This window comes from Blastocatellia bacterium (assembly GCA_035275065.1).
Lineage (GTDB): Bacteria > Acidobacteriota > Blastocatellia > UBA7656 > UBA7656 > DATENM01.
On sequence record DATENM010000105.1, the window covers coordinates 35,154 to 47,896 of the forward strand.

The 12,743-nt window shown below is 61.8% G+C and carries 10 protein-coding genes; 5 read left to right on the forward strand and 5 right to left on the reverse strand.

Annotated elements, in window-relative coordinates:
• Positions 1 to 7: 7 nt before the first annotated feature.
• The gene (locus VJ464_23160; GenBank protein HKQ08044.1) at positions 8 to 820 is read left to right on the forward strand and encodes a peptidoglycan-binding protein; all 813 of its coding nucleotides are present in this window, start codon (positions 8 to 10) and stop codon (positions 818 to 820) included.
• A gap of 7 nt (positions 821 to 827) precedes the next feature.
• Here VJ464_23160 and hydA read toward each other — a convergent pair whose 3' ends face one another.
• From hydA to VJ464_23180, 4 genes are all read right to left on the reverse strand, one after another.
• A complete protein-coding gene (gene hydA / locus VJ464_23165; GenBank protein HKQ08045.1) occupies positions 828 to 2,222 on the reverse strand; it encodes a dihydropyrimidinase in 1,395 nt (464 codons plus the stop codon).
• Between the two features lie 62 nt (positions 2,223 to 2,284).
• Complete coding sequence (locus VJ464_23170; GenBank protein HKQ08046.1) at positions 2,285 to 3,598, reverse strand: aspartate aminotransferase family protein; 1,314 nt, start codon at positions 3,596 to 3,598, stop codon at positions 2,285 to 2,287.
• Between the two features lie 83 nt (positions 3,599 to 3,681).
• Positions 3,682 to 4,836, reverse strand: coding sequence for a glycosyltransferase family 2 protein (locus tag VJ464_23175; GenBank protein ID HKQ08047.1), 1,155 nt, complete (start codon positions 4,834 to 4,836; stop codon positions 3,682 to 3,684).
• 57 nt (positions 4,837 to 4,893) lie between these two features.
• Entirely contained in the window at positions 4,894 to 6,360 is a 1,467-nt protein-coding gene (locus VJ464_23180; protein ID HKQ08048.1) for an aldehyde dehydrogenase family protein, read from the reverse strand.
• A gap of 495 nt (positions 6,361 to 6,855) precedes the next feature.
• On the opposite strand from VJ464_23180, the gene VJ464_23185 reads away from it, so the two are divergent.
• From VJ464_23185 to VJ464_23200, 4 genes are all read left to right on the forward strand, one after another.
• Positions 6,856 to 7,374 carry a shikimate kinase gene (locus VJ464_23185; GenBank protein ID HKQ08049.1) on the forward strand — a complete coding sequence of 173 codons (519 nt, stop codon included), beginning with the start codon at positions 6,856 to 6,858 and terminating at the stop codon, positions 7,372 to 7,374.
• A 419-nt stretch (positions 7,375 to 7,793) separates the two neighbouring features.
• Positions 7,794 to 8,303, forward strand: coding sequence for a hypothetical protein (locus tag VJ464_23190; GenBank protein HKQ08050.1), 510 nt, complete (start codon positions 7,794 to 7,796; stop codon positions 8,301 to 8,303).
• A 201-nt stretch (positions 8,304 to 8,504) separates the two neighbouring features.
• Entirely contained in the window at positions 8,505 to 9,311 is an 807-nt protein-coding gene (locus tag VJ464_23195; protein ID HKQ08051.1) for a lytic transglycosylase domain-containing protein, read from the forward strand.
• A 196-nt stretch (positions 9,312 to 9,507) separates the two neighbouring features.
• The gene (locus VJ464_23200; GenBank protein ID HKQ08052.1) at positions 9,508 to 11,505 is read left to right on the forward strand and encodes an N-acetylmuramoyl-L-alanine amidase; all 1,998 of its coding nucleotides are present in this window, start codon (positions 9,508 to 9,510) and stop codon (positions 11,503 to 11,505) included.
• A 27-nt stretch (positions 11,506 to 11,532) separates the two neighbouring features.
• Here VJ464_23200 and VJ464_23205 read toward each other — a convergent pair whose 3' ends face one another.
• Positions 11,533 to 12,651, reverse strand: a complete 1,119-nt coding sequence (locus VJ464_23205; GenBank protein HKQ08053.1) for a site-2 protease family protein — start codon at positions 12,649 to 12,651, stop codon at positions 11,533 to 11,535.
• Between the last annotated feature and the right edge of the window lie 92 nt (positions 12,652 to 12,743).

Genomic DNA, 12,743 nt, shown 5'->3' on the forward strand with positions numbered 1-12,743 from the left:
AGTCAGTATGCAGACTTTACAGCGTGGAACCTCTGGCGCGGCAGTCGCCCAACTGCAACAGCGGCTCAAGGACCTGGGGTTCGATATCGGCGTGATTGACGGCGTTTTCGGCCCGGGCACCGAAGCCGCGGTGATCGCCTTTCAGAAGAGCAAACAGCTTGGGGCCGATGGGGTCGCCGGGCCGCAAACGCTTGCGGCGCTCGACCTGACGATTGAAGCTCCCGACGATCTTCCCATTGAAGTCGGCCCGTCGGTCATCCCGCAGGTGACGGTCGATGTGGTCTCAAAGATGTTCCCGCAGACCCCCGTCGCCAATATCCGCACCCATCTGCCTTTCGTTTTGCAGGCGCTTGAAGAGGCGGAATTGGCAGACAAGAACATGGTCTTGATGGCGTTGGGAACCATTCGCGCCGAGACCGAAAGCTTCGAGCCGATCAGCGAATTCAAGTCGAGGTTCAACACCTCGCAGGGCGGCCAGCCCTTCGACCTCTACGACAAGCGCAGCGATCTCGGCAATCAAGGGCGACCGGACGGTCCGAATTTCAAGGGCCGGGGTTTCGTCCAATTGACTGGCCGCAGCAATTACAAAGTCCACGGCGCCGCCATCGGCGTGGACTTGATCAGCGTGCCCGACCGCGCTAATGATCCGACGATTGCCGCCCGCTTGCTGGCCAGCTTCATCAAGAGCAAAGAGCAGAAAATCAGGCAGGCACTCAACGCGGGTGACTTGAAGACCGCGCGCAAGCTGGTCAATGGCGGCTCGCACGGCCTGGATCGTTTCACTGATGCCTACACCATCGGCCAGGGACTGATCGATTGAAGCGCGGTCAATAAGGGCCGTTGAAGGCGCCGCGGCGCAGGAACTGGCCGGCGCCCTGGCGGCCTCGATACTCGCCGTCTTCGATCACCACGCTACCACGCGACAAGACGGTGCGGGTGACGCCACGCACCGTCATCCCTTCATAACAACTGTAGTCGACGTTCATGTGGTGCGTCGCCGCAGAGATCGTCTGCTCCTGCTCGGGATCGAAGATGACGATGTCTGCGTCACTGCCCACGGCGATAGTGCCTTTGCGCGGGAACAGGCCGAAGAGCCTGGCGGCGGCGGTGGAGGTCAATTCGACGAAGCGGTTGACGCTGATCCGGCGGCCCACGACGCCTCCGTTGTAGACCAGGCTCATGCGGTGCTCGACTCCGGGGCCGCCGTTAGGAATCTTGGTGAAGTCGTCGAGGCCGAGCGTCTTCTGCTCCTTGAAACAGAACGGGCAGTGATCGGTCGAGATGACTTGCAGATCATTGCCCGCGAGTCCCTGCCAGAGCTTGTCCTGATTCCACTTCTCGCGCAGCGGCGGCGTCATCACGTACTTTGCGCCCTCGAATCCTTCCTGCTCATAATGCGTGTAATCGAGGAAGAGGTACTGCGGGCAGGTTTCGGCGAAGGCCGGGAGCCCGATGTCGCGCGCCTCGCGCACTTCCTGGAGCGCGTCATAACAACTGAGATGGACGATGTAGACCGGCGAGTCGGCCATCTCGGCGATGGCGATGGCGCGATGCACGCCTTCGGCTTCGGCTTTGGTCGGGCGGGTCAACGCATGGTACTTGGGCGCGGTGTGGCCTTCGGCGAGCGCGTGGCGGATGATCTCGTTGATGACGATGCCGTTCTCGGCGTGCATGCAGATCAGGCCGCCGCTGCCGCCTGCGACCTTCATGGCGCGGAAGATGGTCGCGTCGTCTACGAGAAAGACGCCGGGGTAGGCCATAAACATTTTGAAGCTCGTCACGCCTTCGCGGATGAGCTGCTTCATCTCAGGAATCTTCTCGTCGGGCAGATCCGTGGTGATCAGGTGAAAGCCGTAATCAACGACCGGCTTGCCTTCGGCCTTCTGGTGCCAGTTGTCGACGGCTTGAATGAGCGACTCGCCTTTGTACTGGACGGCGAAATCGATGATCGTCGTCGTGCCGCCGTGCGCGGCGGCCCGCGTGCCTGTGTGGAAGTCGTCCGACGAAGAGGTGCCGCCGAAAGGCAACTCCATGTGAGTATGCGGATCAATGCCGCCGGGGATGACCAGCATGCCTGTGGCATCAATCGTCTTGTCGACTTCGCCGACGACCTGGGCAAGATTTTTGCCGATCAGCGTGATGGTTTCGTCTTCGACAAGCACGTCGGCCATGTAATCATCGACCGCCGTGACGATGCGTCCGTTCTGAATGAGCGTTTTCATGAGTTGACCTCTCGATCCGCGAGCCGCGCCAGTCGCCAGGGATCGAACGATTCGCCGCTCGCCTACCCCAGCGCCGCGAACGCGCCGTCGAGCGCCGTGACCAGCTCGTCAATGTCCGCTTTGCTGGCAATCAACGGCGGCCCCAGGCGGATGATGTTGCCGTACAGGCCGCCCTTGCCAATCAGCACGCCGCGCCGCCGCGTCTCTTCAAAGACGCGCGCCACCGATTCGGCGTCGGGCTGTTTGGTCGTGCGGTCCTTGACGCATTCAATCGCCTGCATCAAGCCCATGCCGCGCACATCGCCAATCACCGGATACTTGTCTTTCAGTTCTTCGAGCCGCGCGCGCAGGTAGCCGCCGACTTCGCGGGCGTTGCGCGGCAGGTCGTTCTCTTCGATGACGCGAATCGTCGCCAGCGCCGCCGCCGCGCTCACCGGGTTGCCGCCGAAAGTCGAAAACGTCAGCGACGGGTACTTGTCGGCGACCTCCGGCACCGCCGTCGTGCAGCCGATGGGCGAGCCGTTCGCCATGCCTTTGGCAAAGGTCATCACCTCGGGCTCGACTTCCCAATGCTCGATGCCGCACCAGTGATCGCCCGTGCGTCCCCAGCCGGTCTGCACTTCGTCGCAGATGTAGATGCCGCCATAACGGCGAACGATTTCCGTGACCACTTTGAAATAATCCTTCGGCGGCGTGATGAAGCCGCCGACTCCCATGATCGGCTCGGCGATGAAGGCGGCGATCTGACCGGTTGTCGAAGTCTGGATCAGCTCTTCGACATCGCGGGCGCATTCCAGGGCGCACGATTCGGGATTGAGGTTGAACGGGCAGCGATAACAATAAGGCGCATGGGCGTGGACGATGCCGGCGACCAGCGACGGCCCGTGCTTCCACGTCGAATGCCCGGTCGCCGTCATGTTCATCACCGAGCGCCCGTGATAGGCATGGCGCAGGGCGATGATTTCGGTGCGCCCTGTATAGAGCCGCGCCAGCACCATCGCGGTCTCGTCGGCTTCGGTGCCGCTGCTCGTGAAGAAGCTCTTCTGCAAGCGGCCCGGCGTAATCCCGGCCACTTTCGCGGCCAGCTCGGCCTGCGGGCGGTTGATGTAGAGCGTCGAGGTGTGAGCGATGGCGCCGGCCTGACGGCTGATGGCTTCGACGACTTCCGGGCGCGCGTGGCCGACCGAAGTCGTCAGCACGCCGCCAAAGCAATCGAGATAGCGGTTGCCTTCGGTGTCCCAGATGTGCATGCCTTCGCCGCGTTCGAGCGCGATTGGCTCTTTATAATAAGTCGCGGCGCATGGCCAGATGTACTCTTGCTGTTTGGCAACTAGGTCGTCGGTTGCGGATTGCGTCGTCGGATTTTGTGCGGCCATCGAAACCTCCAGTCTGATGATTAGCGCGATGTGTGGAAGCGCGATTATTTAACTACGAGGCGATGGCAGGCGTCAATCTAGGGCTAGACCTTGTTGGCCTTCAGTTCGGCGAGCGAGTAATGCGTATCGCGCCAGTTGATGCCGTCATTGCGTATCGTCTTGCGCGTCGCGTTCCACATCAGGTAGAGGAACAGCAAAACCGCTACGGGGAAGAGCAGGGCATACCTGCGGCGCACGCCGACTAGCGGCGCGCCGCGCGCGTAGCCGGCCATCACGATCAACACCGAAGCCAGGTTCAGCCACCGCGTCGCGCCATGCGTCACAAACACGCCGACGAAAGGCCAGAGGAACCAGACGAGTTGCAGCAGCGCCCCGCCCGCCACCAGCGCCAGGCTGTATTCAAGCCCCGCGAAGAAATTCTTCTCCGTGCCGGCAATCAGCTCGCGTACCGACGCGTACCATTCGACAGAGATCATGCCGACGCCATGCAACACCTCTTGCCGGTAGCCGCTCTGCTTCAGCACCTTGCCGAGTTTCATGTCGTCATCGGGCCGCATGCGAATTTTTTGATGGCCGCCGATCCGCCGATAGGCTTCCGCCCGCACCAGGTTGAATGCGCCAATGCCAATGAAGCGCGAGCTGCGCGGGTCCGCCGCCTTCCAGGGTTTCGCGAAGAGCGCAAAGAACAGGCCGAAGACACCGAGAAAAGCATTTAACATCACGCCCGGCATATGCCCTTCCGGCCCCAGCGTAATGTGGTCGCGGCGTTCACGCTCGGCATAGCTCACGGCCCGCCTTATCGCCGTCGGATGCATGACGATGTCGGCGTCGGTGAATAGCAGGAAATCGCCTGTCGCCTGCCGCGCCGCAAAGTCGAGCGCGTGATTCTTGCCGAGCCAGCCCGGCGGCAGCTCGCTGATGTGCAGCGGGCGCAGCCGCAGGCCGCTTGCGGCCATGCGGTCGAGGATGCCGCCCGTCCCGTCGGTCGAGCGGTCATCGGCGACAATGACTTCGAGCTGCGGGTAATCTTGATTGAGCACCGACGGCAAGGCTTCTTCAATGTGGCGGGCCTCGTTGCGCGCCGCGATGACGACAGAGACGCGCGGCCACACTGTTTGTTCGAGCGGCGCGATATCTTTCAGCGAGCGGATGCGCCGGTTGCCCTGCCATAGATCAATCGTCATGAGGACGTAAGCCGCGACCGTGACGGCGGCGAGATAGAACAGGAATTTCTCCATCGCTTACCAGTCTAACCGCCGGCAGAACGCGGCGGAAGCGGGGCGCGCTAGGGCCATTCACTTGTAGTTGATGTAGACGGTCTTGGCCTCTGTGTAGAAATCCAGCACCGCGTCGCCGACTTCGCGCCCGCCGTAACCGCTCTCTTTGATGCCGCCGAACGGCGCGTGCGAATAGCCGCCGACGCCCGGGCGGTTGACATGCACCATGCCCGATTCGATGCGCTCGGCGAACTGGAAGACGCGCCCGACGTCGCGCGTGAAGATCGAAGCCGTTAACCCATAGCGCACCGCGTTGGCAATCCGCAGCGCTTCGTCGAGATCACGGGCGCGGATCACCGCCAGCACCGGCCCGAAGATTTCCTCGCGGGCGATTTCCATGTCGGGCTGCGCTTCGATAACCGTCGGCGGAAAGAAGTAGCCGCGCTCCAGGCCGTCGCCCTGCATCGCTTCACCGCCTGTGCAGAAGCGCGCCTGTTGGCGGCGGCCCGATTCGATGTAGCGCGCCACACCCGCCATCGCCCGCTCGTCGACCAGCGGCCCCATCTCGATGCCCGTTTGCATGCCTGGCCCTGTGCGAAACGCGGCGGCGCGCGCGACCAGCCGCTCAAGGAACTGGTCATAAATATTCCCGACGACGATGGCGCGGCTCGTCGCCGTGCAGCGCTGGCCGGTTGCGCCAAAAGCGCCCGCCGCCGCGCCCGCCACCGCCATGTCGAGGTCGGCGTCTTCGAGGATGATCTGCGGGTTCTTGCCGCCCAACTCCAGTTGCAATTTTAATAAGCGGTCGCTTGCCGCGCGCGCGATCAGCTTGCCGACTTTGGTCGAGCCGGTAAACGACACGCCGCGCACCACGTCGCTCGCAATCAATTCTTCGCCCGGCTCGGCATCGCCATGCACCAGATTGACGACGCCCGCGGGCAGGCCGACTTCTTCGAGGCCGCGCACCAGCATGGCCGCGGTCATCGGCGTCAGCGGCGACGGCTTCAACACGCAGGTATTGCCGGCGACCAGCGCCGGCGCCAGCTTCCACACGGGGATGGCGACAGGGAAATTCCACGGGCTGATCAAGCCGACGACGCCGAGCGGCTGCGTGTTCGTGTAACAAAAAATACTCTCGTCTTCCGAAGGCAGGACGCGCCCGCCGAGCCGCCGGCCCATCCCCGCCGTGTATTCAAGGATGTCGAGCGCGCGGCGCACTTCACCGACGGATTCGGCCAGCGTCTTGCCTTCTTCGCGGGTCAGCAGCATGGCCAGGTGGTCTTTGTTGGCCTCAAGCCAGGCGAGCCAATCGAACAGCAGCTTGCCGCGGCGCGGCGCCGGCCATGCGCGCCACGCGGCAGAGGCGCGGGCGGCGGCTTCAATAGCCTGCCGCGCGTCTTCTCCCGCGGAATCGGGGGCGCGGCCCGCAAGCAGGCTGCGATCCGCGGGGTCGAAGCGCTCTGTCCACTTGTCGGAAGCGGCAGGTTGCCAGCGGCCATCAATGAAGTTCAATACCGTGTCGCCGGGTTGTGGGATTCCGTTCATCGCGTCGAGTCTCCTTTGGCTCAGATGCTGCGGCGGCATTATCTCGGATCGCCTGTGCCGATTGCAACGCCGCGCTCAACGCTTCGAGCCCATCGGCAACAGCGGGCACGGGCAGCCATTGTTCGCCATGTTCTGATCGGTGATCTGGCAGGTCGTCTGATTGGCGATGATGACGGTCGCCGTGCCGCGCCCTGCTGAGACTGAAGGCGAGCCAATCGATCCTTTCCCTGCTTTGGCCGACTACTTCTATACAACATTGAATAGGGGGTGGCAATAGAGCCGCCTGGAATCGTCGTTGACTTAGCCGCTCTGTTCCCATCTTTAAGTCGAGCCGTTATCATGAGGTTGAGAAATACGGAGAAGGGATTGGCTGATGACGCCACCGAACAAGCGCCTACAGCAGGGGCCGCGAACGCGAGTCTCTCATCAATCTCGGAGTGGCATGCGCGGCCCCGCTGGTGCGCGGCGGTCGGCCGCCTGGAGTGAGATGCCGGAATGAAACGCATCTTAGTGATCGGGACCTCAGGTGCGGGCAAGTCGACGCTGGCACAGCGCGTAGCAAAATGCTTGGGACTGCCTTTTATTGCCTCAGACCATTTTTATTGGGAGCCGGGCTGGAGAGTGGCCTCATCAGAGAAAGTTCGCCAGCAACTCAGGGAGGTCATCCGTCAGGAAGCGTGGGTGCTGGATGGCAACTTTGACGACGAGCGCGAATCCGTCTGGTGTCGAGCGGATTGCATTATTTGGCTCGACTATTCTTTGCTGACCATTTGTCGTCGCATTGTCTTCCGCAATTTTCACTGGGTGATAACCCGGCAGCCGACCTGGTCAGGCAATCGGATGACGCTCGAAAGGGCCCTTTCGGGCCTCCGCCATGCGGTCAAATCTTATCGCATCAAAAGGCGAGACTATCCGCAATGGCTGGCTGAATTATCTGGCATTCCGAGGTATCGGTTCCGTACCAGCCGTGAGGCCGAAGCCTGGCTTCAAAGTCTGAACCAACAGGCGGCGTAAAATCTGCACAGGCCACGCCGTCTCGTTAGCGCGAGGTAGCCTGCCTATTTTTATTGGTCATTGTAAGTGCAGAGCGAAGAGTTGCCATTTTTATTCCCTCCTGCTGAAGCGTCAACTCGAATGAGCGGGTGAACTCGGGCAGAAGCCCGAAGCGATAGCCGATAGAGTTCATCCAGGCTTGCGCGGTTGAGGGTTTTCTTATATCGTGTCCGCCGTCACGTTGAGGTGTAATAGCTGCCCTTGGCCTACAGCCCCTAGCTGACTGCTCCACATCTGATTCGTTTGGCCTGTAGTGCGAAGCCTTCAGCCGATAATCTGAAGCGCCAGGGCTGCGGCCCCGATCTGTTCAATAAAGGGATCACGATATTGCGTGATCACTGAAACAATCACCATTCATTCTCAGGTTGAGGAAAACGACAATGGAAACTCCTGATTCAAAGACACCGCCTTCTTATGGCCCTTCCATATTGGCTGACGCAAACGCGCCGACGAACCAACAGCCGAATACGGCGTTGATGCCAGCCGAGGTACGCGACCGTGTCTTCCGCTCAGCCAATTGGTTCTTTTGGATCGCGGGGCTGTCGCTGATCAACTCGATTGCCGCGCATCTCGGCGGCCACTGGCACTTCTTTTTAGGGCTGGGGATCACGGCAGTCGCTGACGCCGTGGCGCAGCAAATTGGCGGGATAGGCCCGGGTCTAGCCCTGGTCTTCGACCTGATCGGCGCAGGCATATTCGTTGGCATCGGGCTGCTGGCACGGCGGATGATGCTCTGGGCGTTTGTGGCCGGGATGGTGGCCTACGGGCTGGATGGGGTGGTGCTGTTGATGCTCGGCGAGTATCTCAGTGCAGGGTTCCACGGCTATGTCCTTTATAGTATTTATCTCGGAGTGAATGCCCTTCGCCAGCAGCGCCTGGCGGCAGGATAGCAGGCAGTGGCCGGAAGGCCCATGACACAATGAATCCAAAGCAGTAACGGGGATAATCTTAAACCGTTGAAAGCAAAACACGAGCGCCCGGTCAAATGAAAGTTATTATTGACTTGGCTTGAGGTCAGAACTAAACTGGCCGGGATTACGCATGCCCCTGCGTCAGTGGTGTCATGAGCCAGCCCCGAAGCGAGATCGCGCATGAGATTCTTTGCCGTCCTGATGCTCGGCTGTGCATTAGGATTGATCGCCGACACGGCGCGCGCCCAGGAAGCGCGCCTCGCGAGCGACGCCTACATCGTCAGTGAAGCGCAGGCCACGCCGCGCACGCCAACGCTCGTCCTTGTCAACGAAACCGTCAAGCCCGCGGCCGACGCCAAAGCCGGCGCGGCGCTGAAAACTTCGGCAGTAAAAGGAACGGCTACGAAAGCCGCGACTTCGACCACGCCGACGATGGTAGCGGCGCAGCCCATCGTCATCTCGGGCGCGGTCACTGCGCCGAGCGTCGAAACGGTATCCGAGACCACAGGCAATCCGAAATACGATGAATATGTCAAACAGTCGGCGGCGCGCAACGGCGTAGACCCGAACTTAATCATCTCGGTCATGCGCCAGGAATCGGGCTTCAACCTGCGGGCGCGCTCGTACAAAGGCGCGAGCGGGTTGATGCAACTGATGCCCGGCACGGCGGCACGTTTTGGCGTCACCAACATTTACGACCCGCAGCAAAATATCGAAGGCGGCACGCGCTATCTGCGCTTCCTGCTCGATCAGTTCAACGGCGACATCAGCCTGGTGCTGGCCGGTTATAACGCCGGCGAAAATGCGGTGGTCAATTCCGGCTACCGCGTGCCGCGTTATCGCGAAACGCAGGCGTACGTAAAAAGCATCTCGGCGCGCTATGACCGCGTGAAGGGCAAAGTCGCGCACACCAAAGCGGCAGCGGCTGGCCCGCTCGCGCCGGCTGCCGAAACCTTCGCCGGCGGGCGACTGTCGAATAATTATTAGAAGCAGGAGAAGCAGTGAAGAGTTGAAAGTGGTGAGTGCAATCTGGATGAATGCCGATCACGTTTTCCTTTCTACTCATCACTCATCACTCATCACTTTCAACTCTTCACTGCCGACTTCCCCGCGCGGGGGAGAAAAAAACTTCTTGACTTAAAACCCGGCCCCGACTACAACGTCCCCAGTGATTCAAAGTCTTATGTTCAGGCGAGCCCGACACAAGTTGATCGCGGATGTGGTGATCTGTGCGGTCGTCTTCTGCCTGACGGCGCGGCCCATCCTCAACGCCGCCAACCCTGCTGAGCGCCCGGCGCGCAAGACCGGGGCGCTCGCCGAAAGCCTTTTCGATTACGCCGACCAGTTGAGCCGCGCCCTGCACGAGCGCCCGCTCGAAGCGCGCAGCCTCGGCGATTACCGTCGCGCGCTCGACGCTTACGCACAGGTTGTTCGCCTGAATGCCGACAACTTTTTTTCGGCTGAATCGTTGGCCGCGCGCGCCGAGCTGCAACGCGAAATGGCTGACGTCAGCGGCGACGCGGGGCTCTATCAACAAGCCATCGAAAGCTATCGCCGCCTGGTCAGCGAGCATCCGCACAGCGCCTTTGTCGGCCAGGCGCTGGTCAACGCGGCGCAGATTTATGAAGAGAACCTGCAAGACCTGGATGGCGCGGCGGGCGCTTATCGGGAGTTGATCAGCCACTTTCCCGATTCGATCCTGGCGCGCGAAGCCCGCGCCGTGCTGGCGCGCTTCGACGCCCAACTGGCGCATCGCCCGGTTGACGTGATGATGGCCAGCGAACGCCGCAGCGCGGGCACGGATGAGCTGACAGGGCCGCCGCGGCTGATGAACGTCCGTAGCTTCGCGGGGCCGGATTACGCGCGCATCGTCATCGATCTGTCGAACGAAGCCGGTTTTGAGCAACAGCGCGCCGGCAATCATTTAACGATTCGACTGGCGAGCGCGCTGGTCGCTTCGTCGCTTTACGGCAGGCGGTTCATCGTCAGCGATTCTTCCTTGTTGAAGCGCATCACGGTCGCCGAAAGCGGCGCGGTAAACGCGGCCTCGCCGACAAACACCACAGCCGGCGCCGCGGTTCAGGTGGATATCGAAGTCGGCTCGCTGATGGATTACTCGGCCTTCCGGCTGTCGCAACCCGACCGCATTGTCGTTGACCTGCACGCCGCGGGCGCGGCCAGTGCAACGGCGCGCGACACGGCACGAGAGGTTGACGCGGCCCGGCACAAAGAAGCCGCGGACTCCAGGGCCGTAAGCGAAACCGCGGCCGCAACCGCCGCAACCGTACGAGCCGCGGCGCGCGGCACGGACACGGCTCGACCGCGCGCGAATACGGCTGACCGCAACGCTATCTTTAGCTTGCCGGAAATCAACGAGCCGATTCTGCCGATGAGCTCAGTTGCCGCGACGAAACCGACCGACGCGCCGGCAGCGGCACAGGAGCTGGGCGCAAAGGTGGACGCCAAAGCCGCCGAAGCGCCCATCAAGCGCATCGTCATCGATCCCGGTCACGGCGGCCACGACACAGGCACGATCAGCCCCAGCGGCATGCGCGAAAAAGACCTGGTGCTGGACGTGGCGCGTCGGCTACAGGCATACATCAAGCACAGGTATCCGGATGTCGAAGTGATTATGACGCGCGACAGCGACCGCTTCATCGCGCTCGAAGAACGCACGGCGATTGCGAACTCGCGCCGCGCCGACTTGTTCATCTCGATTCACGCCAACGCCAGCCCGGCGCGCGTCGCTTCGGGTGTCGAAACCTATTTCCTCAGTCCCGACCGCGCGCCGCAAGAAGACGCCGACACCGCGGCGCGCGAAAACGCCCGCGTTGCCGCAGAGACGCCGGCGGACAAAGCCCGTCCGGTTGTCGCCAGCGTCACGGTCGGCAACCGCGTCGCTGAATCGCGCGAGCTGGCCCGTTACATTCAATCGGGATTGGTGCGCGGCATCGGCGCGGCGTCGCCGCGCACGGCGATGAATCGCGGCGTCAAGCACGCGGCGTTCGTCGTGCTGCTGGGCGCAGCCATGCCGAGCGTGCTCGCGGAAGTCTCTTTCCTATCAAATCCCCAGGACGATGCTTTGTTACAAACATCACAGTTCCGCGACCGCGTCGCGGCCTCGCTTTTTGCGGGATTGAATGCCTACCTGAAACGCAACCGCCCGGCGGAGAAGAAGTGACGCGGGGACGCGGAGACGCGTCGCGATTTACCGCGTTGCCGCCAGATCATTCAGACTAACGTAGCCGGCGATGTAGCCGTTGGCGTCCAGCACGATGGCGCGGCCAATGCCGTTGCTCTGCAACAGTGAAGCTGCCTGCGCCAGCGGCGTATTGATGTTCATGAACATGGCATCGTTGACCGGACGCATCACGTCGCGCGCCAGCAACTGCGGCCATTGCGCTTGGGGAACGCTCTTTAATTCGTCGAGCAGCAGCAGACCGTGGAGCCGCCGGTTATCTACTACAGGGAAGCTGGTGTAATGGTTATTACTCAGAACCTTGTTGACGAAGTCCGAGATTTTCATGGTCGGCGGCACCTGCACGACGTCGCGCTTCATCACGTCTTCGACGGTGCCGCGCTTGACGCGCCACGCGCCGAAATTGCGCCCTTCGGTGGTGCCGAGCATCAGCGCGATGATCAACCCAACCGTCAGCAGCCAGATGCCTGTGATGCCGTAATCGGGCGCTTTCAAAAAGTAATACATGCCGGTGAGGATCAACGTTAGCGCGATCATCAAGCCCGAGCGCACGGCCAGTTGCGTCGCGGCGCGAAAGTTCTTATTCATCTTCCACAGCAGCGCGCGAAAGACTCGCCCGCCGTCGAGCGGCAGCCCCGGCAGGATGTTGAAGCCGGCCAGGAACCAGTTGACGAAACCGAGGTGGCGAAAGACCTGCCCGACCGCGCGGTGCGTCGTCCCTTGAATGAACAGGTCAACGATCAGGTAAGCGATCATGCCGATCAGGAAGCTCGCCGCCGGGCCGACAATGGCAATCTTGAATTCCGACATGGGCTGCGCCGGCTGGCCGTTTAATGACGCCAGGCCGCCGAACATATAAAGCGTGATCTCGCCTGTGCCCAGCCCTTCGGCGCGCGCCATCACCGCATGCGCCAGCTCGTGCGCCAGCACCGAAGCGAATAACAGCAAGGTCGTCAGCACGCCGAGCGACCAGTATTCGATGGACCGCAGGCCGGGCGCTTCGCGCGGCAGCAGCCCGCCGGCAATCGCCCAGGCGTAGAGCGGGATGACCGGCAGCCACGAATAGTGGGCGCGGATCGGAATGCCGAACAGGCGACCAATCGGGAATGGCTTGAGGTTGACTGTCATGGTTTATAAATCGCCGTCGCGTGATGGGCGCTCAGAGAAAGTGTACTCTGCGACGCTCGCGCCTCACAAGCAGGGGTACTGCCCGCCGCCCC